This window comes from Bacillus cereus group sp. BceL220 (genome assembly GCF_051776965.1).
Classification (GTDB): domain Bacteria; phylum Bacillota; class Bacilli; order Bacillales; family Bacillaceae_G; genus Bacillus_A; species Bacillus_A cereus.
The window spans coordinates 22334-46166 of sequence record NZ_JBPWBC010000011.1 but is presented as its reverse complement, the minus strand read 5'-3'; the positions used below and the strand labels follow the sequence as shown (position 1 = coordinate 46166).

Below are 23833 nucleotides of genomic sequence, written 5' to 3'. Positions count from 1 at the left end.
AGTTGCAGTTGTGAAACTAATAGTAGCAATTGCCGTTAATCCACGTTACGGATCTAAGCGAATGTATATTTGTACATTAATTTAGGGTGGTACCGCGGGAATCTATAACCTCTCGTCCCTTTCTAGGGATGAGAGGTTTTTTGTATTTTGGGCGGTGAAAATAAATAGAATTTCAAGGAGGGTATCTCATGAGCTTTAATCATCAAGACATTGAGAAGAAGTGGCAAGGGTACTGGGAAGAGAATAAAACATTCCGTACGCCAGATGAGACAGAAAAACCAAAATTTTATGCACTAGATATGTTCCCATATCCATCAGGTGCAGGCTTACACGTAGGACATCCAGAAGGTTATACAGCGACAGATATTTTATCTCGTATGAAGCGTATGCAAGGGTATAACGTTCTTCATCCAATGGGATGGGATGCATTTGGTCTTCCAGCAGAGCAATATGCACTTGATACTGGAAACAGCCCAGCAGAATTTACAGAGCATAATATTAATACGTTCCGTAACCAAATTAAATCATTAGGTTTCTCTTACGATTGGGACCGTGAAGTAAATACAACAGATCCAAACTACTATAAGTGGACACAATGGATCTTCCTGAAATTATTTGAAAAAGGTTTAGCTTACGTTGATGAAGTACCTGTAAACTGGTGCCCAGCACTTGGTACAGTACTTGCAAACGAAGAAATCATTGACGGTAAGAGTGAGCGTGGTGGACATCCAGTTGAGCGTCGTCCGATGAGACAGTGGATGTTAAAAATTACAGCTTACGGAGATCGTCTATTAGAAGATCTAGATGAGCTTGATTGGCCTGAAAGCTTAAAAGATATGCAACGTAACTGGATCGGTCGTTCTGAAGGAGCAGAAGTACACTTCAACATCGACGGTACAGACGAGAAGTTCACGGTGTTCACAACGCGCCCTGATACACTATTTGGTGCAACATACTGTGTACTTGCTCCGGAACATGCACTTGTTGCAGAAATTACAACAGCAGAACAAAAAGAAGCGGTAGAAGCTTACATTAACGCTGTAAAAATGAAGAGTGACCTAGAGCGTACAGAACTTGCGAAAGAGAAAACTGGTGTATTCACTGGTGCTTACGCAGTTAACCCAGTAAACGGTGAGAAATTACCAATCTGGATTGCTGACTATGTTCTTGCAACTTACGGAACAGGTGCTGTAATGGCAGTTCCAGCTCACGATGAGCGTGACTATGAATTCGCATCAGTATTTAATCTTCCAATGAAGGAAGTTGTAAAAGGCGGAGATATTACGAAAGAAGTGTACACAGGTGATGGTGCACACGTAAACTCAGCATTCCTTGATGGATTAAATAAAGAAGAAGCAATCGCAAAAATGATTGAATGGCTTGAAGCAACGAGCGCAGGAAATCAAAAAGTAACGTACCGTCTACGTGACTGGTTATTCAGCCGTCAACGTTACTGGGGTGAACCAATTCCAGTAATTCACTGGGAAGATGGTACAATGACAGCTGTGAAAGAAGAGGAATTACCATTAGTTCTTCCGAAAACAGAAAACATCCGTCCTTCAGGTACAGGTGAATCACCACTTGCTAACATTGACGAGTGGGTAAATGTTGTTGATCCTGAGACTGGTAAAAAAGGTCGTCGTGAAACGAACACAATGCCGCAATGGGCTGGTAGCTGCTGGTACTACCTACGTTACATCGATCCAAACAATAGCGAAGCACTTGTAGATCCTGAAAAAGTAAAACAATGGCTTCCAGTTGATATTTATATCGGTGGTGCAGAACATGCTGTACTTCACTTACTATATGCTCGTTTCTGGCATAAAGTATTATACGATATCGGTGTAGTTCCAACGAAAGAGCCATTCCAACAATTATTCAACCAAGGTATGATTCTAGGTGAAAACAACGAGAAAATGAGTAAATCAAAAGGTAACGTTGTAAACCCTGATGATATCGTAGCAAGTCACGGTGCAGATACACTTCGTCTATACGAAATGTTCATGGGACCATTAGATGCTTCAATCGCTTGGTCTGAAAATGGTCTTGACGGAGCTCGTCGTTTCTTAGACCGTGTATGGCGTCTATTCGTTCAAGATAACGGTGAATTAAGTGAGAAGATTACTGACGCACCAAATAAAGAGCTTGAAAAAGCTTACCACCAAACAGTGAAGAAAGTAACAGAAGACTATGCAGAGCTTCGCTTCAACACAGCGATTTCTCAAATGATGGTATTCATCAACGATGCATACAAAGCTGAAACACTTCCGAAAGAATATGTAGAAGGTTTCGTAAAAATGATTGCACCAGTTGCACCTCATATCGGGGAAGAGCTATGGAGCAAACTTGGATACAATGAAACAATCACATATGCAAGCTGGCCAACATTTGATGAGTCTAAACTTGTAGAAGATGAAGTTGAAATCGTTGTTCAAGTTATGGGTAAAGTTCGCGCAAAACTAACAATGAGTAAAGACGCATCAAAAGAAGAAATGGAACAACTTGCACTTGAAGCAATTCAAGACCAAATTGAAGGGAAAACAGTTCGTAAAGTAATTGTTGTTCCTGGAAAACTTGTTAACGTTGTTGCAAACTAATTAACGCTAAATAAAAGCTCAGAGCATTTAGGCTCTGAGCTTTTTTGTGTAGAAAATCATTTCGGGATTAGATTAGTCTAAGTTTTTAATTATTCCATTACGTACAAATAAAAGAGCGGAATTCCCATACAGACAAACACCTATTTTTCTATAGGAAATATGATAAAAAAGGTAGGCTAAATTGAGTAGAAGAGGTGAAAGGAATGAAAGGGATGGACAATAATGCACCACATGGCTTCTTCGGAGGTGGATCGGGTAGTTATGAACAAATGATGTTAATGGGAGGAGCTGACCAACAAGGATACGGTGGAATTCCGAGCTGGATGGGTGGAGGCTCAGGCGGATTTCCAACATCGGTAGCTGGCATGCAAACTGGAATGCCTACATCAATGGGAGGCTTTTCGACATCAGGGGCTGGAATGCCTACAATAACAGGTGGATTTCCAACATCAGTAGCTGGTGTACAGACAGGAATTCCAGTAGGAGCACCAACTACATTTCCTTCTTTCGTTGGAGGAGTGCAGACAGGATTTCCGGTACCAGGAATAGGTGGGTATCCGCAAGTTATTCACGGTCATCATGGACATCACCACCATCAAGGTCAACATGGCCATCATGGACACCATCATCACCAAGGTCAACACGGCCATCATGGACACCACCACCAAGGTCAACACGGCCATCATGGACACCACCACCAAGGTCAACACGGCCATCATGGACATCACCACCATCAAGGTCAACACGGCCACCAAGGACATCACCACCATCAAGGTCAACACGGCCATCATGGTCATCACCAACAACAAGTACATCACCATGGACACCACCACATTCATCCGCAAGCTGTTCTTTATCAAACGCATCAAGGTCATCATGGACATCACCACCAAGGCCAACATCATGGACACCAAGGTCACCATCAGCATCAAGGTCAGCACGGTCACCAAGTACATCACCACCAAGGCCAACATCATGGACACCAAGGTCAACAGCACCAACAATATCAACAACAGCAACAAACTTCTCCTTGGACAGGAGGAATTGGAGCAGGAGGAGCAGGGGCAGCAGCAGGAGCAGCTAGTATTAGTGGAGCAGCAGGACATGCGGGACACGTGGGTCATTAATGAGCTGCAGAAAAAAAGACATAATAAAAAACTGCTAGGAAATCCTAGCAGTTTTTTTCAGCTTCTTGACGTTGACGTTCAATTTCAGCACGAAGCTGTGGTTCTGGTGCTTGCCAGCCTTCTGGTTTTAGAATTTTACCGTCGCCCTCACGGAATCGAGGTTTCCCATCAGGGAATAGTTTTGCCATGTTTGCGTTATTTACAATTTCGAATCCTTTATCTGGACGTACGCCCATTTCGGCAAACGTTCCGAATGCAAAGTAAATAAGGTCAATTAGTGCATCATATTGATCTTCAACAGTCGTTGCTTCTAGAAATTCTTCTAGTTCTTCTTGCATAAAACTCGCACGAATTTTTGCACGCTCTTCTGTTAATTTCGTTGGAATATTTGTTACAGGATGTCCGAATACTTCATGCATTTTCGCAACAAGTTCATATCCTTTATCTAAACCTTTTTCGTTTGTCATGTTGTTTCATCCTTTCTCGCTTAGTGCCGAATCTCATTGTAACATAAGGTGATTATGAAATGAAAAGAACATCTTATCGAAATAAGATGTTCGCTCGTTATTCTTCTTTTTTTATTAAAAGGGATAAAATAAGGTCGATGCCAAACATACCAAGGAGTAACATTGGTATAACGACAAGCAAGTAACGTGTGAAGGAAACATTTTTTAAGTATGTATGAGCAAATAAAAAGACGCCGAGAAATAAAATACCATTTAAAATAGGCTTTACTAATTTTTTAGACATAAGCTCCCCCATAAATATCTTCTCTCTCTATTTAATAATAAAAAACTCCTCTCTCCGTTGTATCATGCTGGAGAGAGGAGTTCAATCATTTCTCATTCAATTACACCAGAATTTGTAATATTTACGGTGTATTTTATATGAACCGGAACATCTTTATACATTTGTCGCCACTCTTCTAATTTGAATGGGCGATAATGTTGTCTATATTTTGCTCCTAGTGCAAGAGGATCAACATTTAGAGATTTAAACTGTTTAATTAGTTTTGTAGCTTTTGCATCTAATTGTTTTTCGATTGATTTGGCTATTTTTGTTGTGTTTTTTTTGTTTTCTAAATTAAATTTTCTAGAAAGCTCCTGAATACGAGCATCCATCTTAACGTGAATATAGAAAGAAGGTTTCCCATCTTTTATGTTTACTTCGTAGGTAGGAACGGAACGAATGTTATTAATCATTGTATAGCCAGGATTGGTTTTAAATTCATGTGAGTCCAAACGGTGCTTTTCTAGCAGTCCTTTGAAAACAAACATATCGTGGTACTTAATTGTTCCAACTAACTTATCCTTTTTCAAGAGACCAATACCAATAATTTTTATTTTATCTCCATGTTTTTTGAGGATAGGCATATAGGAATCTTGTCCTTCACGGTAGTATCTGAAGGCACCTAAATATAAATTGTCAGTTGGCAAAGGGCCAGTGTCCATATTATGTTCTAACATTTTTTTTATATAAATCGCAACATTGTAAGAGGTACTATATTTTCCTTTAAATAGTTCAGTACCACTGCCTTCTAATAGTCCAACATACAGTGAGTTACCAATATTCACATCACGAATTAATGTGTCAAAAGAATTGGATAATCCTTTTTTAGCAATCTTTGTTGTGAATAAGGCGACACGCATTTGACCGCTTGCGAAAGGTTGTGAAGATTCTAAAGATGTATCTGCCTTTACTTGTTTTACTGCGTTTCCTGTTCCTTCATAAACTTGAACTTTATTTCCCTTTTTTTGTATAGGACAAACGAATGTAACTTTTACTTTATTATCTTTTGCTGTATCGAAGGCAGTTCCTTGAATGAGTTGAACATCATCAATAATATTTTTTTGTAAGCAACCAGTTAGACTGAAGATACTGATGCAAACAAGAAGTATTAACTTTCTTTTTGTTTTGTCCATTTTCTTTTCACCCACACAATACTAAATAGAATTGGGATGTATATATATATAAGCCAAAAACTAACTTTAGATACATTACTAATAAAATCATTGATATCATGCCTGTTCGTTAAAAGTTGTGAAACAACTAAGGTGATAAGCATCAAGGCAATTAAAATCCCACGTTGTTTAACACGAAAAATTTCATGAGTTCCTCTAGTAGCAGCCCATAAAGGTAGGATAAAGCTTGTAATAATAACGAGAGCATAACCAGAAATAGCGATATACTCAAGTCGCTCTATAAAAGGAAGCTTAATAACTTGTGTCATGGACAGTTGAGACCAAATTGTTTTGAGTAGTTGTTTTTCGCTAAAGAATGTAAAAGCGAGAATGGTACTAAACAAATATAGAATATTGGAAAATAATGCCCCATATTGCGCGAATTTATGGGATTTCTCTGGCTCTTTAACAAATGGATAAATCATAAGGAAAATTTCAAATCCTGTCATACTATAAATAGATAGTTGAGCTGCTTTCAAAATATCGGTAAAAGAATGTGAAAATATTGGAAGTAAGTTATCCCAATGTGAGAATTTCAAAATGAAAAGGCTAAGAAAAAGATAACCTAATGTCCCACCAACAGAAATAACACAAATTCCTGTAATGACTCGGAATCCTGATGAAATAATGTAATAACTTATTAAGCATAAAAAGAATGTGAGCATCCAGGTGGATGCACTAGGAAACATCCATACTTGAATAATTTCGACATATGTTCTAACAACAGAAATGCTTACAATAAAAAAATAAACCATAAAAATGATATTAATACCATTTCCGATCCATTTTCCAAAAAGTTGTTTGTGTAAATCAATTAAGTTTCCCTCTACATTTTTTAATGAATAATACATCATCCAGATTAGAATATGAATGATGATTCCTGTGAGGAGAACTCCCATCCAGCCGTCGTATCCAGCAGCTTTTGCGATAATTCGAGCAAAACCTAGAACGCCAGCCCCGAATTGTGCACTGTGAATTAAGAAGAAAACAAAGATAGGAGATATTTGATATTTTTCTTGAACTTTACTCATCAATGCACCTCATTTCTTAATCATCAAAGTCCGAGCTATGTTTTGTCGAAATGCCTTTTGCTGCTTTTTTTACATGCTGTGGTCTTGCTTGCACATCTCTTGTATCAATCATTGTTAATGGAAAACGAATCCAAGAATCTTTAACTGATTGTTGCCTTGTCGGATAAAACAAAGCGTACGGCTTACGTAAGGAAGTAAGTCTAAATAGATGAGTAAATAAAAAGATAAATCCAAGAGAAATACCGAAAAGTCCACCTATTTCTGCAAATATGAGAAACGGGAAGCGTAGTAATCGAACAGCATTCCCCATTTTATAAATAGGTGTAATAAAAGAAGCGAGTGCTGATAGTGCAACGATAATTAATAAAATGTTACTCGTTAACCCAGCTTGTACAGATGCTTGCCCGATTACGATACCGCCTACAATACCGAGTGTTTGCCCGACTTTCATCGGTAACCTTGCGCCGGCTTCTCTTAATAAATCGATAACTAATTCCAAAAAAAGTGCTTCAATTAAAGGTGGGAACGGTACTTGCGCCCTTGATAAAATTAAAGTTTCAAGTAAATCACTCGGAATGAGTTCGTAATGATAATTTAAAACAGCAACATATAATGGAGCTGCACAAATTGAGAAAAGGACAGCGATAAGCCGTAAAACTCTTGAAAATGTTGCATATAGCCAAGAGACATTATAATCTTCTGGTGAAATAAAGAAATCGAAATATGATACGGGCGTTAATAGAACATTTGGTGAACCATCAACGAAAATTGCAATTTTTCCATCAATTAGTGCTTTTGTAACTCTATCAGTGCGCTCTGTATTGATATAGAGAGGGAAAATCGATTTTTCACCCATTAATTCTTGTAAATAAGCACTATCATTAACTTGATCATATTCAAGAGCGCGTAATGACTCTTCTAGAAAATCTACATTATCTTTTTCAGCGAGGTTGTCTAAATACATCATGACAACTTTTGTTTTGGAAAACTCGCCGATAATCATTTCTTTTGTTTGTAAATCTAAAACAGGAAGACGTTTTCGAACTAAATTAATGTTTGTATCAATATCCTCTACGAAACCTTCTTGCGGACCAATAACAGTTGATTCGTTTAAAGGAGGGGTTGGTGCACGATAATTATCAATTGCAATGTTTGCAAGCATACATTTTTGATCTTGCTGATTCAATTGAATGATCGCATGTCCCTTTAAAACCATGTCTTCAATTTTTTGCAAGTCGTTCGTAATTGTAATGCCACTCATCGGAATATGTTCTTTTAGTTCTTCTAGCGAAGTACAAGGTCTCTCTAAAAGAGTAGGCATTAAATATTTTTGTAATTTCTCCCCATCAAGTGAAGGGCGATAGTAAGAAATCCAATAAGGCATCGTTTCATCGTCAGATGTATGGTAATTAATAAAATCACTAGACTTTTTAAGTTTCTCTATTAAATCTTGTAGAGAATGAATACGGTCTTTTTCTGGTTTTGTAAAGTCATAAATACTATTACCTCCAGAGCTTTGTTGCTTACTTTGAGAAGGTTCATCTTGCTTAGCGTTTTGTTGTTTATCTTGAGACGAATCACCTTGTTTAGCACTTTGTTGCTTATCTTGAGACGAATCATCCTGTTTAGCGCTTTGTTGCTTATCGTGAAACGAATCATCTTGTTTAGCACTTTGTTGTTTATCTTGAGAGGAATCATCTTGTTTAGCGTTTTGTTGCTTATCCTGAGAAGAGTCATCTTGTTTAGCGCTTTGCTGCTTATCCTGAGACGAATCATCTTGTTTAGCGTTTTGTTGCTTATCCTGAGACGAATCACCTTGTTTAGCGCTTTGTTGCTTATCCTGAGAGGAATCATCTTGTTTAGCACTTTGTTGCTTATTCTGAGACGAATCTTTTTGCTCGTTATTTTCACCTTTATTATGTTTCATATTTCTAGTCTGTTCTTTGTTATCATCCTCTTGATTGTTAGAATGCTGCTCCTGATTATCTGTTTCGTTTGCTTCTGGTTTATTTGATTTTTTTTTCTTACGTAACCAATTCCAAATCATATGTATGCCCTCTTTAATCTTGTAATATAGTGCTATTTTGTGGCTAATTTTGTATATTATTCATTTATTTATGAAAAGAAGAAGGAGATTAGTTTGCATAGAAAAAAATCTTTAGTAAGCAGTTCATACTATAACGGGGAGAGGGAGAGTCTGTGCAAATTGTAAAAAAGGAGAAGTTTGTGTTAAAAGAGTTTACGTTTGAAAATGGCAGGGAAATTCCTGTTCAAATGGGATACGAGACATATGGTACGTTGAATAGAGAAAGGTCAAATGTGATTTTGGTTTGTCATTATTTTAGTGCAACAAGTCATGCGGCAGGAAAATATACAGTGTATGATGAGGAGTCTGGTTGGTGGGATGGGCTCATTGGACCTGGGAAAGCAATTGATACAAATAAGTATTTTGTTATATGTACGGATAATCTTTGTAATGTGCAGGTGAGGAATCCATATGTGATTACAACAGGACCGAAATCGATTAATCCAGAAACTGGAGAAGAATATGCTATGGATTTTCCGGTTTTTACATTTCTTGATGTAGCTCGTATGCAATATGAGTTAATAAAAGGTATGGGAATTTCAAGGTTACACGCTGTAATCGGACCGTCGGCGGGGGGAATGATTGCACAACAATGGGTGGTTCACTATCCACATATGGTAGAGCGGATGATTGGCGTTATTACGAACCCACAAAATCCAATTATTACGTCAGTAAACGTAGCGCAAAATGCAATTGAGGTAATTCAACTGGATCCAAGTTGGAAAGATGGAAAATATGGAGAACAGCAGCCGATAAAGGGGCTTCATTTAGCAAATAGAATGATGTTTATGAACGCGTTTGATGAGCATTTTTATGAAATGACATTTCCTCGTAATAGTATAGATATAGAACCTTATGAAAAGTTTTCTACATTAACATCATTTGAAAAAGAGATAAATAAAGCGACATATAGAAGTATAGAGTTAGTAGATGCAAATTCATGGATGTATACTGCGAAGGCGGTTTTATTGCATGATATTGCACATGGGTTTTCTTCACTAGAAGAATCTCTTTCTAACATAGAAGCGAATGTACTTATGATTCCGTGTAAACAAGATTTGCTTCAGCCGTCTCGTTATAATTATAAAATGGTAGATATTTTGCAAAAACAAGGAAAATATGCGGAAGTGTATGAGATAGAAAGTATAAATGGGCATATGGCAGGAGCATTTGATATTCATTTATTTGAAAAAAAGGTTTATGAATTTTTGAATCGGAAAGTATCTAGTTTTGTGTAAAAGACAAATGATGGGGAAAAGGTGCAATGTTTGTAGTAGGCACCTTTTTTTACATAATTTGTAGACGGAAAATATATGTAGCGATTGCTATACCGAAAAACGCTATGCCAAGCAATAGAAATAAGAATGACATTTCTTGTGGGGAGTTTATTTTTCTATTATTTTTCATACTAAGAGCAATAATTGCAGCGAGTAAGAACACAATGCCCATAATGAAAAGAAAAAGCGTCATTTTAATCGACTCCTTTCATAAAACAAGTATATTGAGGATACAATGTGCTAGTTATGTTTGTAAAGAATAAATTTTTAGAGAAAATTGAGAAATAGTTTTTCGATTCTTTGCGTTCTTTCTTTTGCGTGCTAAAATTGGTAGAGAATGTTTGTGAAAAAGAAACGAAAGGTTTTATTGTATATAAGGAGGAACTACATATGACAGAAGTTAATACAATTACTACAGAAGAGGTACAAGAGCGTTTAGAAAATGGAGAAACGTTATTTCTAGTAGACGTAAGAGAAGATGAAGAAGTAGCGGCAGGAAAGATTCCAGAAGCTGTACATATTAAAATGGGCGATATCCCACATAAAGTAGATTTCTTTAATAAAGAGAATGAATATATCTTTATTTGTCGTTCGGGAATGCGCAGTGAAAATGTATGTCATTATTTAAATGAGCAAGGGTTTAAAACAGTGAACATGGTTGGCGGTATGCTTCAATATGAAGGTGAAACGAAATAGTTAATAGTTAAAAACTTGGAACGAGTCTGTTTCAAGTTTTTTTCTTTTGCATACAGTATAAAAAAGGAGGAGGGGGAAATGGGAATTAATTTGCGTAAAGTGAAAATTATTAATAATACAGGCGCTGTTAATGTCGGTGACTGTTATGATATCTCGCCTTTAGCTGTGGCGAAAGTATATGCAGGAGCTGGAGGATCGAGTGCGGCTATTTTTTTAAATGGAAAAAGGCAGCCAGAAGCGGTGATTAGAACATCGGTATTTCTTCCGCCTTTGGCAACAAGTACACGTACGTTAGGTTCATAAAGGAAAGGTAGAGTGTAATTATGCCTGCGCATATAAAAGAATTTGTTATTGTTAATAATACTGGAAATATATTTACCGGTGATAATTTGAGTGATACTTCATTTACTGCTTCGAAATCATATAGTGGTTCGATGGGATGCACTTGGATTGATGTTGTTACAGTAATAGGGACGGAGACAAAGCTTTGTTTACAACCAGGAGATTCTGTCACAACAACATATACAAGAGGCACTCCTGCTGGTACTGTAACAGGAACAAATATGGGGCAAAGTGTAAATGCATCGGGTATAGCACAAGCTGTCCCTAATACAGATAATATGGATTCAATTGCAGGACTCCCTTAAGGAATTAAGGGAGTTTTTATTTATTTGAAATAAAAATAGTCTTGGAGATTATTTTTGTAAATAGATTAAGAAGAGGTTTATTTATTATGAAAAAGACGGTTTGTAGGTGGTGAAAGTGTGAAGAATCGTGATAATAATCGGAAGCAAAATTCGTTAAGCTCTAATTTTAGAATTCCACCCGAACTTATTGGGCCTACTTTCCCCCCTGTTCCAACTGGATTTACAGGTATAGGGATTACTGGTCCAACCGGTCCACAAGGCCCAACAGGACCTCAAGGACCAAGAGGATTACAAGGTCCGATGGGGGAGATGGGCCCGACAGGACCTCAAGGTGTGCAAGGGATACAAGGACCAGTTGGGCCAATAGGTGCAACTGGTCCAGAAGGACAGCAGGGGCCACAAGGATTGAGAGGACCACAAGGAGAAACTGGAGCGACAGGACCTCAAGGGGTGCAAGGGTTACAAGGTCCGATTGGTCCAACGGGAGCGACTGGGGCACAAGGTATACAAGGGATACAGGGATTACAGGGGCCAATTGGAGCTACAGGACCTGAGGGACCTCAAGGAATTCAAGGCGTCCAAGGGTTACCGGGTGCAACTGGTCCACAAGGAATACAAGGAGCACAAGGGGTACAAGGAACACAAGGACCGAGTGGAAATACAGGTGCAACCGGAGCGACTGGTCAGGGGATAACAGGCCCGACTGGAATAACAGGTCCAACTGGAATAACTGGACCATCTGGCGGACCTCCTGGTCCGACGGGGCCGACTGGTGCGACAGGTCCGGGTGGTGGACCGAGTGGAAGTACAGGTGCGACTGGAGCAACGGGGAGTACTGGGGCTACAGGAAGTACAGGGGTAACAGGAGCAACGGGAACTACAGGTCCGACTGGAAGTACGGGAGCACAGGGCTTGCAAGGAATACAAGGAATTCAAGGAATTCAAGGGCCAATTGGCCCAACAGGTTCAGAAGGACCGCAGGGGATTCAAGGTATTCCTGGTCCGACGGGAGTAACTGGTGAACAAGGAATTCAAGGAGTTCAAGGTATTCAAGGGATAACGGGAGCAACAGGAGATCAAGGTCCGCAAGGGATACAGGGGGCTATAGGTCCTCAAGGGGCCACAGGAGCAACAGGAGATCAAGGTCCACAAGGAATACAAGGAGTACCAGGGCCATCAGGAGCAACAGGACCACAAGGAGTTCAAGGGATACAAGGTCCAATGGGCGATATAGGACCAACAGGTCCAGAAGGCCCAGAGGGACTTCAGGGCCCGCAAGGAATACAAGGAGTACCGGGGCCAGCTGGAGCAACGGGTCCAGAGGGGCCACAGGGGATACAAGGAATTCAAGGACCGGTAGGAGCAACAGGCTCACAAGGTCCCCAAGGAATTCAGGGAATTCAAGGTGTGCAAGGGATAACGGGAGCAACAGGAGTACAAGGAGCAACTGGAATTCAAGGTATACAAGGAGAAATAGGAGCAACGGGTCCAGAGGGTCCCCAAGGAGTGCAAGGTGCTCAAGGGGCGATTGGTCCAACAGGTCCAATGGGCGCACAAGGAGTGCAAGGAATACAAGGGATTCAAGGCCCAACAGGTGCACAAGGAGTGCAAGGTGCTCAAGGAATACAAGGAATTCAAGGTCCGACGGGTGCAACAGGAGATACGGGAGCAACTGGGGCGACAGGGGAAGGAACTACAGGCCCAACAGGAGTAACTGGTCCGACAGGGGTAACAGGACCATCTGGAGGACCAGCAGGACCGACCGGCCCAACGGGGCCATCAGGTCCGGCGGGAGTGACTGGTCCATCGGGTGGACCACCTGGCCCGACAGGAGCAACTGGGGCGACAGGAGTAACAGGGGATACCGGGGCGACGGGCTCAACTGGAGTGACAGGAGCGACAGGAGAAACGGGAGCAACCGGAGTGACGGGTTTACAAGGTCCGCAAGGAATCCAAGGTGTGCAGGGAGAGATAGGTCCGACGGGTCCCCAAGGTGTTCAAGGTCCCCAAGGAATTCAAGGAGTAACGGGGGCCACTGGAGATCAAGGTCCGCAAGGGATTCAAGGCCCACAAGGCGACATAGGTCCAACAGGCCCACAAGGAATTCAAGGCCCACAAGGTTCTCAAGGAATCCAAGGAGCGACAGGGGGAACAGGAGCACAAGGCCCACAGGGAATCCAAGGTCCGCAAGGTGACATAGGTCCGACTGGGCCACAAGGTCCAACTGGAATCCAAGGGATACAAGGAGAGATAGGTCCAACAGGTCCAGAAGGCCCAGAGGGACTTCAGGGCCCGCAAGGAATACAAGGTGTGCCAGGGCCAGTTGGAGCAACGGGTCCTGAGGGTCCTCAAGGGATACAAGGAATTCAAGGACCGGTAGGAGCAACAGGCCCACAAGGTCCACAAGGAATACAGGGAATACAAGGTGTGCAAGGGATAACGGGAGCAACTGGAGCACAAGGAGCAACCGGAGCGACAGGTCCACAAGGAATTCAAGGCCCGCAAGGAATCCAAGGTCCGACGGGGGCTACAGGAGCAACCGGTTCACAAGGTCCAACTGGAGATACAGGTCCAACCGGAGCTGGAGCCACTGGAGCGACCGGGGCGACTGGAGTTAGTACAACTGCAACGTATGCGTTTGCGAATAATACATCAGGAACCGCTATTTCCGTTTTATTAGGTGGTACGAACGTACCATTACCGAACAATCAAAATATTGGCCCAGGAATAACCGTTAGTGGTGGAAATACTGTATTTACAGTTGCGAATGCAGGAAACTATTATATAGCCTATACAATTAATTTAACGGCAGGTTTACTTGTAAGTTCTCGTATAACTGTAAATGGCAGTCCGCTTGCGGGAACGATAAATGCCCCGACAGTCGCTACTGGTTCATTTAGTGCAACAATAATCGCTAACTTGCCTGCTGGAGCTGCTGTTAGCTTACAGTTATTTGGAGTAGTTGCAGTAGCTACATTATCTACGGCAACGCCAGGGGCTACTCTAACTATTATTAGATTAAGTTAATAAGCAGAAAACCTTGAAACTTTTATGTTTCAAGGTTTTTTATCCTTGTATTTGTAAGTAAACCTCGTTAACCAGGGGGAGTGGATACCCTCTAATTATTTAAAGTTTCACTTTATTCACTTGAGCAAAAACATCGCAGTTCGAAAATATATTATAATAGAATGAAAAGAAAGAAATTTGGCAGAAAGGGAGGGTGGCGATGCAGGAGATGGTTAAAGATTTTTTTGGACGCCCACTTCAAGATTTACGTATATCTGTCATTGATCGTTGCAATTTTAGATGTACATATTGTATGCCGGCGGAAATATTTGGGCCAGATTATGCTTTTTTGAAAGATGAGTTTTTACTAACTTTTGATGAAATTGAGCGTTTGGCAAAATTATTTGTTAACATCGGTGTACGAAAAATTAGAATTACTGGCGGTGAGCCACTACTTCGTAAAGATTTAGCAAAACTTATTGCACGTCTTGTGAAAATTGATGGGCTAATAGATATAGGGTTAACGACAAATGCTATCCATTTAACGAAACAAGCGAAGGCATTAAAAGAAGCTGGATTACATAGAGTGAATGTTAGTTTAGATGCGATAGATGACGACATATTTAAGAATATTAATGGTCGAAATATTAATACGAAACCGGTGATTAAGGGAATTATAGCAGCTAAAGAGGCGGGGCTGGAAGTAAAGGTAAATATGGTTGTGAAAAAAGAGATGAACGATCATCAAGTACTTCCGATGGCTGCGTATTTTAAAGAGCAAGGAATCACGCTTAGGTTTATTGAGTTTATGGATGTTGGTAGTACAAATGGGTGGAATTTTGATCAAGTGGTTACAAAACGAGAATTGATTGAGATGATTCATAAGGTGTATCCGCTTGAGCCAGCTGAAGCCCATTACTTTGGTGAAGTTGCGAAGCGATATCGGTATGTTGGAACAAATGTTGAAGTTGGTTTTATTACATCTGTTTCTGAGTCATTTTGTGCCTCTTGTACGAGGGCGAGAATTTCGGCAGATGGAAAGTTTTATACGTGTTTATTTGCGACAGAAGGTTTGAATGTAAGAGAACTTCTTAGAGGAAATCTTTCGGATGATGAGTTATTAAGTGTTATACAAGATGTATGGATGAATAGAAAAGATAGGTATTCGGATGAACGAACAGAAGAAAGTGCAAAAAATCGTCCGAAAATCGAAATGTCTTATATAGGAGGATAAGAAAGGGGGCTATCGCATGCAGGAGCGATATTCAAGACAAATATTATTTTCTGGTGTTGGAGAAGAAGGACAGAGAAAAATAAGAGAGAAGCATGTGCTTATTATTGGTGCTGGTGCTCTCGGTGCGGCAAATGCAGAAGCGATTGTTAGAGCAGGTGTTGGAAAAGTAACGATTGCTGACCGTGATTATGTAGAATGGAGTAATTTACAAAGACAACAACTATATACAGAAGAAGATGCAAAGCAGTATAAACCGAAGGCGATAGCGGCTGCAGAACATTTACAAGCGATTAATTCTGAGGTGGAAATAAATCCGGTTGTGACGGATGTAACGGTGCAAGAAATGGAAGAATTAGTGAATGATGTAGATTTAATATTAGATGCGACAGATAATTTTGAAACGCGTCTTCTCATTAATGATATTTCACAAAAGTATAATATTCCGTGGATATATGGTGGGTGTGTCGGAAGCTACGGAGTAACGTATACAATTTTACCAGGGAAAACACCGTGTTTTCGCTGTTTAATGGAGCATCCGGCGAGCGGAGCAACATGTGACACAGCTGGTATTATACAACCAGCAGTACAATTAGTAGTTGCGCATCAAATTACGGAAGCGCTGAAAATATTAGTAGAAGACTTTGGGGCGCTTCGTGAAACGATGTTATCGTTTGATCTTTGGAATAATCAACAGATGGCATTTAAAGTGAATAGACAGAAAAAAGATACTTGTTTATCTTGCGGAAGGTTACGTACATATCCGAGTTTAACATTTGAAGCACAAACAAAAACAGAAGTGCTATGTGGGCGAAATACAGTACAAATTCGCCCGGGTGTGCGGAAGAACTTTAATTTAGAAGAAATTAAAAAGCGCTTACAAAGAAGCGTAGAGATAAAGGCGACACCTTATTTATTATCATTTCCGGTAGAAGAATATCGTTTTGTTTTATTTACAGATGGCAGGGCGTTCATTCATGGGACGAATGATATGAATGTAGCGAAAAGTTTATATGCAAGATATATAGGTTGAACCTAAAGGAAACCCTTTAGGTTCAACGGAGAGAGGTTTATGAATTTCTCGTATAATCTCCACTTTTTCCACCTGTTTTTTCAAGTAAGTACGTTTCGCCGATAATCATACCTTTATCGACAGCTTTACACATATCATACACAGTAAGAGCGGTAGCGGAAGCAGCTGTTAAAGCTTCCATTTCAACACCGGTGCTACCTTCTGTTTTAACTTTTACTTCAATGAGTAAACGATATTGTTCTTCTGATTGTTTCCAATCGAAAGAAACGTCAACACCTTTTAATAATAAAGGATGGCACATTGGGATAATATCAGAAGTTCGTTTCGCGGCCATAATGCCTGCGATTTGCGCAACTGCTAATACGTCACCTTTCCCAATTTCATTGTGAGAGATTTTATCGTAAATTTCTTTCGTAACGACAATGCTAGAGCACGCAATTGCTGTTCGAACAGTTGTTTTTTTGTCGCTTATATCAACCATTTTTGCGCGTCCTTGGTCATTAAAATGTGTAAATGAAGACATGGAATTCCTCCTTGAAGTAATTTCTATTGAATACATAAAGTTTAATCGAGATAAAAAAAATTGCAAATATGAGGTGAGAAACGATGGTAGAAAAACGAATTCCAATTCAAGTTGCTGAGGCAGTAGAACGGGTAATGAAATATGCGAAGCATGGTGAAGTAGAAGAAATTTCTATTACGGAAAGTTACGGGAGAATTCTCGGGGAAGATGTTGTCTCAGATCATGACGTTCCTCATTTTGATCGTTCCCCTTACGATGGTTTCGCTATTCGAGCAGAAGATACGAAAGGAGCAACCCAAGAGAATCCAATTGAATTTGAAGTAATAGGAGAAATCGGGGCGGAGTCTGTTTTTTTAGAAGAAGTAGGAGCTTTTAAAGCGATTCGCATTATGACAGGAGCAGCTATTCCAGAAGAATGTAATGCAGTCGTAATGCTCGAGCTGACAGAAGGGTTTGAGAAGAACGGGAAAACATATATGAAGTTAAAACGCCCTTTTAATAACGGTGACAATGTGTCGTTTAAAGGAGAAGACATAAAAAAAAATCAAGTTCTCGTTAAGAAAGGTGTTGCAATTAACCCAGGGATTGCAGCCTTACTAGCAACGTTTGGATATAGCACTGTGAAAGTTGTAAAACAGCCTGTTGTCGGTATTGTAACAACAGGAAGTGAATTACTAGAAGTACATGAGCCGTTACAGCCGGGGAAAATTAGAAATAGTAACTCGTATATGATCGCAGCTCAAATTATGAAAGCTGGCGGGAAAGTTCGTTATTATGGTCAACTCGCGGATGAGTTAGATGCATGTTTTACAGCTGTTCAATCAGCGGTGGATGAGGTCGACATTTTAATTACAACAGGCGGTGTATCAGTAGGAGATTATGACTACTTACCAGCTATTTATGAAAGGTTACAGGCGAATGTACTCTTTAATAAGATAGCCATGAGGCCCGGAAGTGTAACGACAGTAGCTGAAGTTGATGGAAAGTTACTCTTCGGTTTATCAGGAAATCCGTCTGCTTGTTATGTAGGCTTTGAATTATTTGTGCATCCAATTATAAAAACATATTTGTATGCGAAGGAACCTCACGTATATAGAGCGGATGCTATTTTACAAAAAGATTTTTCAAAGCCAAATCCATTTACTCGTTTCGTAAGAGCGAACGTAACAATTGTGGACGGGGCGTTACAAGCGATGCCGGTTGGTTTAGATAAATCGAGTGCAGTATCTTCACTTGCAGATGCGAATGCTTTTATCGTGTTACCTGGAGGAACGAGAGGATTTGAGACTGGGATGAAAGTATCCGTATTATTGTTAGAGCACTCTGAGGGATGTGATTGGCCATGGGCAAAGCCCCTTCAATCTTACAAATAGTAGGATATCAAAATAGCGGAAAAACGACACTTGTAGAGAAAATTGTGCATGTGTTAGCTGAAAGTGAAATGAAAGTTGCTACAATTAAACATCACGGGCACGGAGGTTTTCCAGAAGTAGCGCAAAAAGATAGCGAAAGACACCGTAAAGCTGGTGCTGTCGTAAGTAGTGTAGAAGGTGCTGGATTGCTTTCACTTTCTTCACTAAGAAAGAAATGGTCCTTGCAAGAAATTATTCGCTTATATGAGTTTTTTGAAGTGGATACAATTTTAATAGAGGGCTATAAAAAAGAGAACTACCCGAAAGTAGTGTTACTTCGTTCTGCGGAAGACGTTGAACTTGTACATAAAGTAGAAAATATAGTGGCGATTATTACGTGGTATGATGTCCCGGCAAATATACGAGAAGAATATAAAGTATTTCATATAACAGAAGAAGAGTTGTACATAGACTGGTTTTTACAAACGGTTAGGAGTGCGAAATGACAAATACATATTATGAAGTAATTGATACAGAAATCTCGATTGAAGAGGTAACGAAGAAAGTGATTCGACGTGAATGCGGTGCTGTTACAACATTTATTGGAACGGTTAGAGAGTTTACGAAAGGGCGTCGTACATTATACTTAGAGTATGTTGCTTATAAGACGATGGCAGAAAAGATGCTAGAGAAAATTGGTCTGGAAGTGAAAGAGAAATGGCCGGGTACATATGTTGCGATTACACATCGCATCGGTACGTTGCAAATTTCTGATATAGCGGTTGTTGTTGCTGTTTCAACACCACACCGTAAAGCGGCTTATGAAGCAAATGAATATATTATGGAACGCATAAAACAAATTGTTCCGATTTGGAAAAAGGAGTTTTGGGAAGATGGTGACTCATGGATTGGTGATCAATTAGAAAAAACACCATATCCGGCGGGAGAGCCTGGGAAGGAGCTATAAGTATGATTCGAGTATTGTTATTTGCGCACTTGCAAGAAGAGGCAGGAACAAGTGAATTACAAATAGAGAAAGAAAATATTACGGTTGCAGAGTTAAAAGATGTTGTTGCGAAAGAATATAATGTACCAGTTTCAGAGCCAATTATGGTTGCGATTAATGAAGAATACGCAAATGAAGATGACAGGGTACAAGATGGTGATGTGGTTGCACTTATACCACCAGTGAGTGGTGGTTAATATTGGATTCATTAAAACGACTTTCCTAAGTAGGGGAAGTCGTTTTTTTATGGCGTTTTTGAGAACACTAACTTATAGGATAAGGAGGACGTTATGAAAAAAATATGTGTAATTATTACAGCGATATGTTCTATCTTTTTCTCTTCTCCAAGCGATTCTTTCGCGAAAGAATCAAGAGAACAGCTTTTAGAGAGTGCGTTATTGAATAGGTACTATTCGGTTATTAGACAAGTGACAGAAGATCAATATGAATGTGATGCAGTTATAAATATAAAGCGTCTCGGCAGGAAAGATGAATTTGTTCCTAGATTTGAAGTGACGCTACAATTTCTTACATTTCAAGGGGCGCATAATCCGCCAAATGACAAAGTTACACTTACTTTGGAGGATTATTTAGATCATATAAAGGTAAAAAATGTGGAGCGAGAAAAAAATGTTTCTAATGATGTTGTAGAAAAGATTTGTGCTCGCAAAAAAGAAAAAATGAAAGCTCATTCTAATGATTGAGAGCGGTAACTTATTCCGCTATTTGCGGGGTGATTAAAGTTTCAATTTATGACATTTTACAGAGAAAGGTAATGGGCGATGGATATATTTTTAGCAATTTTACCAGCTATATTTTGGGGGAGTATTGTGTTATTTAACGTAAAACTGGGCGGGGGACCGTATAGTCAAACGCTTGGAACAACGTTTGGAGCACTTATTTTCTCAATTGTTGTTTATATTTTTATGAAGCCAGTATTAACACCTACTGTGATTGGGGTTGGAGTTGTGTCAGGTTTATTTTGGGCGCTTGGTCAGGCGAATCAATTGAAAAGTATTGATTTAATGGGCGTTTCGAGGACGATGCCAATTTCAACAGGACTTCAATTAGTTGCGACGACTTTATTTGGCGTTATCGTATTTCATGAATGGTCCACGACAATATCGGTCGTCCTTGGGATTTTAGCGCTCGTTTGTATTATTGTCGGTGTTATTTTAACATCACTTCAAAGTGAAGAAGAAAAGAATGCAGAGCAAGCAGCAAATTTTAAAAGAGGTATCATAATTTTATTAATTTCAACAGTCGGTTATTTAGTTTACGTAGTAGTGATTAGACTATTTAACGTAGATGGTTGGTCAGCTTTATTACCACAAGCAGTTGGTATGGTATTAGGAGGGATTTTGCTTACCTTTAAACATCATCCATTCAATAAATATGCAATCCGAAATATTATTCCAGGATTAATTTGGGCAGCTGGAAATATGTTTTTATTCATTTCGCAGCCGCGTGTTGGAGTCGCAACAAGTTTCTCGCTATCGCAAATGGGGATTATTATTTCCACGCTTGGTGGGATCCTTATATTAGGTGAAAAGAAAACGAAACGCCAATTAACAGGTATCGTTGTCGGTATCGTTTTTATTATTGCAGCCGGAATTATGTTAGGTATAGCAAAAAGTTAAAGGAGGTATTGAAATGTATAGTGATTTAGAAGGAAAAGTGGTCGTTATTACAGGATCAGCAACTGGTCTTGGTAGGGCGATGGGAGTAAGGTTTGCTAAGGAAAAAGCGAAAGTGGTTATTAATTATCGCTCACGAGAATCAGAAGCAAATGATGTGTTAGAAGAAATTAAAAAGGTAGGCGGAGAAGCGATTGCTGTAAAAGGTGATGTAACCGTCGAATCAGATGTTGTGAATCTCATTCAATCTGCTGTGAAAGAATTTGGTACGCTCGACGTTATGATTAATAATGCAGGGATAGAAAATGCAGTACCATCGCATGAAATGCCACTTGAAGATTGGAATAAAGTAATCAATACAAATTTAACAGGTGCTTTCTTAGGAAGTAGAGAAGCGATTAAATATTTTGTAGAACATGACATTAAAGGGTCTGTCATTAATATGTCTAGTGTTCATGAGAAAATTCCGTGGCCACTATTTGTGCACTATGCAGCGAGTAAGGGTGGCATTAAACTGATGACAGAAACGTTAGCGCTAGAATATGCGCCAAAAGGTATTCGAGTAAATAATATAGGACCAGGTGCAATTAATACGCCGATCAATGCAGAAAAATTTGCTGATCCTAAAAAACGTGCTGACGTAGAAAGTATGATACCGATGGGCTACATTGGAAAACCAGAAGAAATTGCAGCAGTAGCAACTTGGCTCGCTTCTTCAGAGGCGAGTTATGTAACGGGAATTACGCTATTTGCAGATGGTGGAATGACGTTATATCCATCGTTTCAAGCTGGGCGTGGGTAATATAAAAGGACGAAGAGATAAAACTCTTCGTCCTTTTTTTTACAAAAAAAATAGCGGCCAGCTATTTTAAATTTAGTGATTAATTGTATCTTGAAGAAATTCTGTTGCTTGATGTTCAGTAACATTTTGTACGAGCGCGACTTCGCTGATCATCATTTTTCGTGCATTATCTAGCATTTGTTTTTCGCTCGCATTTAATGCTCTCTCTTTATTACGGCGAAGTAAATCCCGAACAACTTCTGCGCTATCTTGTAAATTGCCGTTTTTCATTTTTTCCATATTCATTGTATATCTTTGTTTCCATGAGAGTGATGGGTCTGACTCCCCGTTTTGAAATTCAAGAAGTATATCATCTAACGTACCTCGATCAACGATATAACGAATACCCGATTTTTTTAATTGATTCATCGGAAGCATTACTTGCATATCTTTACTAATGATGCGTATCACACAATATTGACGTGAAGTACCTAATATTTCTTTCTCTTCAATTGCTTCAATGATTCCTGCACCGTGCATTGGATAAACGATTTTATCACCAATTTGAAACAAATCATCCACCTCCATATGTGGTAACCACTTTTAATGATAGCATACGTATGTAAAAATGTCAAATTTTATATAATAACATAATATTTATATTCGAGTCAATAAGATGAAGTGCTTTTTTATGTTTTTTTGGGGGACCTTATTTATAGTGATTTTTTTAGAAAAATAGTACAGGTGAAGAAAGAAGGCATATCCACTTATTTTTAAGCATAAAATGTAAAAGCGCTAATACAATATACCTAAATCCGTTCTTTGCAAAGGAGGGAGAGAAGGTGGGGCGCACAATAAAAATTGATATTACAAATAAAGTTGTAGCTAAATTTAGACCAAATTATTTGGAATTATATACGAGTAAATTTATGATAGGTAAGTTTTATGTCTATACTGAAGATAAAGAATATGTGTTAGAAGACGGATATATATATGAGAATGGAAAGTTTTATCGCATCATAGATACGCACCGTGGCAATAATCAAGCGGCGGAGGGCTGCGATCTAGGACGGTGTTAACATGATTCGTGTGAAAGTGTTTGATGAAAGTCACGAAAAAGACTTAGAAGATGCTGTAAATGTTTTTTTGAAAAAGATTGATGATAGCAACTTTGTAGATATTAAATATCAAGTTGGTGTTTCGATTAACGACGATGAAAACCAAATTTATTGTTTTTCAGCAATGATCGTTTATAAAGCATAAAAAAGAGCTGGGTGAGCCAGCTCTTTTTTATGCTTTATGTTGGGACAACATGTGTCGGTAATACATTCATAATAGATTGGGGTGCGCCTAATTTCTTTGTCGTTAAAAGAGGCTCCCCTGTTTCGTGATTTTGGGCATCTTTACACATACCAAGGTGATAACGATCACCTAAAAATGGATCAATATAAAAACCGTTTTTAAATACTTTATCATTCGGATGTTTTTCATGGTGAATATCAGAGCAGTTAATGCAATAGAACATAGCGTTCAACCCCTTTTTATTTTGTTTGAAAAAAGTGAGTCGGTAGTCATTTCGCTCCTAAGGAAATGTTGAGGAGAAGAGAAATAACTACCTACTCAAATGGTGGGCATATTCCTTCTGATTTGTCATATCTCGCGTATTGTCCCTGAGGGAAGGAGGAGAGACGAAGTACGCATGATATAAGTAAGGCGCTTCTTTCAATATGGATGATGGAGTTTCATGTTGAGAGAAGTTTTTATTTTGTATTGCCTTTGTGAGTATATTATGAGGAAATGCTAAGAGGGTGTTTGTCCTGTTGAAAAAATGTTGAGAATTTC

At 39.2% G+C, this 23833-nt stretch carries 27 protein-coding genes and 1 other annotated feature (1 of these 28 only partly in view); of the genes, 18 read left to right on the top strand and 9 right to left on the bottom strand.

Annotated features, from left to right (window positions below; all coding sequences use genetic code 11):
* Positions 1 to 123: a binding site (T-box leader), on the top strand; it begins 97 nt to the left of the window's first position.
* A 65-nt stretch (positions 124 to 188) separates the two neighbouring features.
* Together leuS and ACS2FK_RS23115 are read left to right on the top strand one after the other, a co-directional pair.
* Positions 189 to 2597, top strand: coding sequence for a leucine--tRNA ligase (gene leuS / locus ACS2FK_RS23120; RefSeq protein WP_063548820.1), 2409 nt, complete (start codon positions 189 to 191; stop codon positions 2595 to 2597).
* Between the two features lie 203 nt (positions 2598 to 2800).
* Positions 2801 to 3724, top strand: coding sequence for a hypothetical protein (locus tag ACS2FK_RS23115; protein ID WP_063548818.1), 924 nt, complete (start codon positions 2801 to 2803; stop codon positions 3722 to 3724).
* A 44-nt stretch (positions 3725 to 3768) separates the two neighbouring features.
* Here ACS2FK_RS23115 and ACS2FK_RS23110 read toward each other — a convergent pair whose 3' ends face one another.
* From ACS2FK_RS23110 to ACS2FK_RS23090, 5 genes are all read right to left on the bottom strand, one after another.
* Positions 3769 to 4191 (bottom strand): HAD family hydrolase, encoded by a 423-nt coding sequence (locus ACS2FK_RS23110; protein ID WP_063548816.1) that lies wholly within the window; start codon positions 4189 to 4191, stop codon positions 3769 to 3771.
* Positions 4192 to 4288: 97 nt separating this feature from the next.
* Positions 4289 to 4474 carry a hypothetical protein gene (locus ACS2FK_RS23105; protein WP_063549372.1) on the bottom strand — a complete coding sequence of 62 codons (186 nt, stop codon included), beginning with the start codon at positions 4472 to 4474 and terminating at the stop codon, positions 4289 to 4291.
* A 92-nt stretch (positions 4475 to 4566) separates the two neighbouring features.
* Entirely contained in the window at positions 4567 to 5646 is a 1080-nt protein-coding gene (locus ACS2FK_RS23100) for a Ger(x)C family spore germination protein (RefSeq protein WP_063548814.1), read from the bottom strand.
* Complete coding sequence (locus ACS2FK_RS23095; protein ID WP_063548812.1) at positions 5622 to 6716, bottom strand: spore germination protein; 1095 nt, start codon at positions 6714 to 6716, stop codon at positions 5622 to 5624. The genes ACS2FK_RS23100 and ACS2FK_RS23095 overlap by 25 nt, the downstream gene beginning before the upstream one ends.
* 16 nt (positions 6717 to 6732) lie before the next feature.
* Entirely contained in the window at positions 6733 to 8763 is a 2031-nt protein-coding gene (locus tag ACS2FK_RS23090) for a spore germination protein (protein WP_080469886.1), read from the bottom strand.
* 152 nt (positions 8764 to 8915) lie between these two features.
* On the opposite strand from ACS2FK_RS23090, the gene ACS2FK_RS23085 reads away from it, so the two are divergent.
* Positions 8916 to 10040: an alpha/beta fold hydrolase gene (locus ACS2FK_RS23085; protein ID WP_063548810.1), complete on the top strand. Its 1125-nt coding sequence runs from the start codon at positions 8916 to 8918 to the stop codon at positions 10038 to 10040.
* Positions 10041 to 10089: 49 nt separating this feature from the next.
* Here ACS2FK_RS23085 and ACS2FK_RS23080 read toward each other — a convergent pair whose 3' ends face one another.
* Positions 10090 to 10272 (bottom strand): hypothetical protein, encoded by a 183-nt coding sequence (locus ACS2FK_RS23080; RefSeq protein ID WP_063548808.1) that lies wholly within the window; start codon positions 10270 to 10272, stop codon positions 10090 to 10092.
* Between the two features lie 197 nt (positions 10273 to 10469).
* Here ACS2FK_RS23080 and ACS2FK_RS23075 point away from each other — a divergent pair, with 197 nt between their 5' ends.
* The 6 genes from ACS2FK_RS23075 to ACS2FK_RS23050 all read left to right on the top strand — a co-directional run bounded on the left by ACS2FK_RS23075 (position 10470) and on the right by ACS2FK_RS23050 (position 16692).
* The gene (locus tag ACS2FK_RS23075; RefSeq protein ID WP_000141254.1) at positions 10470 to 10775 is read left to right on the top strand and encodes a rhodanese-like domain-containing protein; all 306 of its coding nucleotides are present in this window, start codon (positions 10470 to 10472) and stop codon (positions 10773 to 10775) included.
* Positions 10776 to 10853: 78 nt separating this feature from the next.
* Positions 10854 to 11078: a spore germination protein gene (locus ACS2FK_RS23070; protein ID WP_000512463.1), complete on the top strand. Its 225-nt coding sequence runs from the start codon at positions 10854 to 10856 to the stop codon at positions 11076 to 11078.
* Between the two features lie 20 nt (positions 11079 to 11098).
* Positions 11099 to 11422 carry a hypothetical protein gene (locus ACS2FK_RS23065; RefSeq protein WP_001110852.1) on the top strand — a complete coding sequence of 108 codons (324 nt, stop codon included), beginning with the start codon at positions 11099 to 11101 and terminating at the stop codon, positions 11420 to 11422.
* 117 nt (positions 11423 to 11539) lie between these two features.
* Entirely contained in the window at positions 11540 to 14449 is a 2910-nt protein-coding gene (locus ACS2FK_RS23060; protein ID WP_063548806.1) for a BclA-related collagen-like exosporium protein, read from the top strand.
* Positions 14450 to 14648: 199 nt separating this feature from the next.
* Positions 14649 to 15662, top strand: a complete 1014-nt coding sequence (gene moaA, locus ACS2FK_RS23055) for a GTP 3',8-cyclase MoaA (RefSeq protein ID WP_063548804.1) — start codon at positions 14649 to 14651, stop codon at positions 15660 to 15662.
* Positions 15663 to 15678: 16 nt separating this feature from the next.
* On the top strand, positions 15679 to 16692 hold the full coding sequence (locus ACS2FK_RS23050; protein ID WP_063548802.1) for a molybdopterin-synthase adenylyltransferase MoeB: 1014 nt from the start codon (positions 15679 to 15681) through the stop codon (positions 16690 to 16692).
* Positions 16693 to 16729: 37 nt separating this feature from the next.
* Here the strand turns inward: ACS2FK_RS23050 and moaC are convergent, their stop codons facing one another.
* Positions 16730 to 17215 (bottom strand): cyclic pyranopterin monophosphate synthase MoaC, encoded by a 486-nt coding sequence (gene moaC, locus ACS2FK_RS23045; RefSeq protein ID WP_000094153.1) that lies wholly within the window; start codon positions 17213 to 17215, stop codon positions 16730 to 16732.
* 83 nt (positions 17216 to 17298) lie between these two features.
* Here moaC and ACS2FK_RS23040 point away from each other — a divergent pair, with 83 nt between their 5' ends.
* From ACS2FK_RS23040 to ACS2FK_RS23010, 7 genes are all read left to right on the top strand, one after another.
* Positions 17299 to 18588, top strand: coding sequence for a molybdopterin molybdotransferase MoeA (locus tag ACS2FK_RS23040; RefSeq protein ID WP_063548800.1), 1290 nt, complete (start codon positions 17299 to 17301; stop codon positions 18586 to 18588).
* Positions 18558 to 19073: a molybdopterin-guanine dinucleotide biosynthesis protein B gene (gene mobB / locus ACS2FK_RS23035; protein ID WP_000513628.1), complete on the top strand. Its 516-nt coding sequence runs from the start codon at positions 18558 to 18560 to the stop codon at positions 19071 to 19073. The genes ACS2FK_RS23040 and mobB overlap by 31 nt, the downstream gene beginning before the upstream one ends.
* Positions 19070 to 19534: a molybdopterin synthase catalytic subunit MoaE gene (gene moaE, locus ACS2FK_RS23030; protein ID WP_000185943.1), complete on the top strand. Its 465-nt coding sequence runs from the start codon at positions 19070 to 19072 to the stop codon at positions 19532 to 19534. Before mobB ends, moaE begins: the two co-directional genes overlap by 4 nt.
* A gap of 2 nt (positions 19535 to 19536) precedes the next feature.
* The gene (gene moaD, locus ACS2FK_RS23025; protein ID WP_000621772.1) at positions 19537 to 19770 is read left to right on the top strand and encodes a molybdopterin converting factor subunit 1; all 234 of its coding nucleotides are present in this window, start codon (positions 19537 to 19539) and stop codon (positions 19768 to 19770) included.
* A gap of 93 nt (positions 19771 to 19863) precedes the next feature.
* The gene (locus tag ACS2FK_RS23020; protein WP_000717656.1) at positions 19864 to 20277 is read left to right on the top strand and encodes a DUF3888 domain-containing protein; all 414 of its coding nucleotides are present in this window, start codon (positions 19864 to 19866) and stop codon (positions 20275 to 20277) included.
* A 78-nt stretch (positions 20278 to 20355) separates the two neighbouring features.
* Positions 20356 to 21213, top strand: a complete 858-nt coding sequence (gene glcU, locus ACS2FK_RS23015) for a glucose uptake protein GlcU (RefSeq protein WP_000350865.1) — start codon at positions 20356 to 20358, stop codon at positions 21211 to 21213.
* A 13-nt stretch (positions 21214 to 21226) separates the two neighbouring features.
* Positions 21227 to 22012: a glucose 1-dehydrogenase gene (locus ACS2FK_RS23010; RefSeq protein WP_000286698.1), complete on the top strand. Its 786-nt coding sequence runs from the start codon at positions 21227 to 21229 to the stop codon at positions 22010 to 22012.
* 72 nt (positions 22013 to 22084) lie between these two features.
* On the opposite strand, the gene ACS2FK_RS23005 is transcribed toward ACS2FK_RS23010, so the two are convergent.
* Positions 22085 to 22579: a CarD family transcriptional regulator gene (locus ACS2FK_RS23005; protein WP_000451447.1), complete on the bottom strand. Its 495-nt coding sequence runs from the start codon at positions 22577 to 22579 to the stop codon at positions 22085 to 22087.
* Positions 22580 to 22833: 254 nt separating this feature from the next.
* On the opposite strand from ACS2FK_RS23005, the gene ACS2FK_RS23000 reads away from it, so the two are divergent.
* Entirely contained in the window at positions 22834 to 23070 is a 237-nt protein-coding gene (locus tag ACS2FK_RS23000; protein WP_000533803.1) for a DUF2553 family protein, read from the top strand.
* Between the two features lies 1 nt (position 23071).
* Positions 23072 to 23254 carry a sporulation protein Cse60 gene (locus ACS2FK_RS22995; protein ID WP_000621751.1) on the top strand — a complete coding sequence of 61 codons (183 nt, stop codon included), beginning with the start codon at positions 23072 to 23074 and terminating at the stop codon, positions 23252 to 23254.
* A 34-nt stretch (positions 23255 to 23288) separates the two neighbouring features.
* Here ACS2FK_RS22995 and ACS2FK_RS22990 read toward each other — a convergent pair whose 3' ends face one another.
* Complete coding sequence (locus ACS2FK_RS22990; RefSeq protein WP_016080023.1) at positions 23289 to 23516, bottom strand: DUF3973 domain-containing protein; 228 nt, start codon at positions 23514 to 23516, stop codon at positions 23289 to 23291.
* Positions 23517 to 23833: the final 317 nt, after the last annotated feature.

Excerpts from the sequence above, each read along its gene's own strand:
- leuS (WP_063548820.1), top strand. The coding sequence starts at position 189 with ATGAGCTTTAATCATCAAGACATTGAGAAGAAGTGGCAAGGGTACTGG.
- ACS2FK_RS23115 (WP_063548818.1), top strand. The coding sequence starts at position 2,801 with ATGAAAGGGATGGACAATAATGCACCACATGGCTTCTTCGGAGGTGGA.
- ACS2FK_RS23110 (WP_063548816.1), bottom strand. The coding sequence starts at position 4,191 with ATGACAAACGAAAAAGGTTTAGATAAAGGATATGAACTTGTTGCGAAA.
- ACS2FK_RS23105 (WP_063549372.1), bottom strand. The coding sequence starts at position 4,474 with ATGTCTAAAAAATTAGTAAAGCCTATTTTAAATGGTATTTTATTTCTC.
- ACS2FK_RS23100 (WP_063548814.1), bottom strand. The coding sequence starts at position 5,646 with ATGGACAAAACAAAAAGAAAGTTAATACTTCTTGTTTGCATCAGTATC.
- ACS2FK_RS23095 (WP_063548812.1), bottom strand. The coding sequence starts at position 6,716 with ATGAGTAAAGTTCAAGAAAAATATCAAATATCTCCTATCTTTGTTTTC.
- ACS2FK_RS23090 (WP_080469886.1), bottom strand. The coding sequence starts at position 8,763 with ATGATTTGGAATTGGTTACGTAAGAAAAAAAAATCAAATAAACCAGAA.
- ACS2FK_RS23080 (WP_063548808.1), bottom strand. The coding sequence starts at position 10,272 with ATGACGCTTTTTCTTTTCATTATGGGCATTGTGTTCTTACTCGCTGCA.
- ACS2FK_RS23075 (WP_000141254.1), top strand. The coding sequence starts at position 10,470 with ATGACAGAAGTTAATACAATTACTACAGAAGAGGTACAAGAGCGTTTA.
- ACS2FK_RS23070 (WP_000512463.1), top strand. The coding sequence starts at position 10,854 with ATGGGAATTAATTTGCGTAAAGTGAAAATTATTAATAATACAGGCGCT.
- ACS2FK_RS23065 (WP_001110852.1), top strand. The coding sequence starts at position 11,099 with ATGCCTGCGCATATAAAAGAATTTGTTATTGTTAATAATACTGGAAAT.
- moaA (WP_063548804.1), top strand. The coding sequence starts at position 14,649 with ATGCAGGAGATGGTTAAAGATTTTTTTGGACGCCCACTTCAAGATTTA.
- ACS2FK_RS23050 (WP_063548802.1), top strand. The coding sequence starts at position 15,679 with ATGCAGGAGCGATATTCAAGACAAATATTATTTTCTGGTGTTGGAGAA.
- moaC (WP_000094153.1), bottom strand. The coding sequence starts at position 17,215 with ATGTCTTCATTTACACATTTTAATGACCAAGGACGCGCAAAAATGGTT.
- ACS2FK_RS23040 (WP_063548800.1), top strand. The coding sequence starts at position 17,299 with ATGGTAGAAAAACGAATTCCAATTCAAGTTGCTGAGGCAGTAGAACGG.
- mobB (WP_000513628.1), top strand. The coding sequence starts at position 18,558 with ATGGGCAAAGCCCCTTCAATCTTACAAATAGTAGGATATCAAAATAGC.
- moaE (WP_000185943.1), top strand. The coding sequence starts at position 19,070 with ATGACAAATACATATTATGAAGTAATTGATACAGAAATCTCGATTGAA.
- moaD (WP_000621772.1), top strand. The coding sequence starts at position 19,537 with ATGATTCGAGTATTGTTATTTGCGCACTTGCAAGAAGAGGCAGGAACA.
- ACS2FK_RS23020 (WP_000717656.1), top strand. The coding sequence starts at position 19,864 with ATGAAAAAAATATGTGTAATTATTACAGCGATATGTTCTATCTTTTTC.
- glcU (WP_000350865.1), top strand. The coding sequence starts at position 20,356 with ATGGATATATTTTTAGCAATTTTACCAGCTATATTTTGGGGGAGTATT.
- ACS2FK_RS23010 (WP_000286698.1), top strand. The coding sequence starts at position 21,227 with ATGTATAGTGATTTAGAAGGAAAAGTGGTCGTTATTACAGGATCAGCA.
- ACS2FK_RS23005 (WP_000451447.1), bottom strand. The coding sequence starts at position 22,579 with ATGGAGGTGGATGATTTGTTTCAAATTGGTGATAAAATCGTTTATCCA.
- ACS2FK_RS22995 (WP_000621751.1), top strand. The coding sequence starts at position 23,072 with ATGATTCGTGTGAAAGTGTTTGATGAAAGTCACGAAAAAGACTTAGAA.
- ACS2FK_RS22990 (WP_016080023.1), bottom strand. The coding sequence starts at position 23,516 with ATGTTCTATTGCATTAACTGCTCTGATATTCACCATGAAAAACATCCG.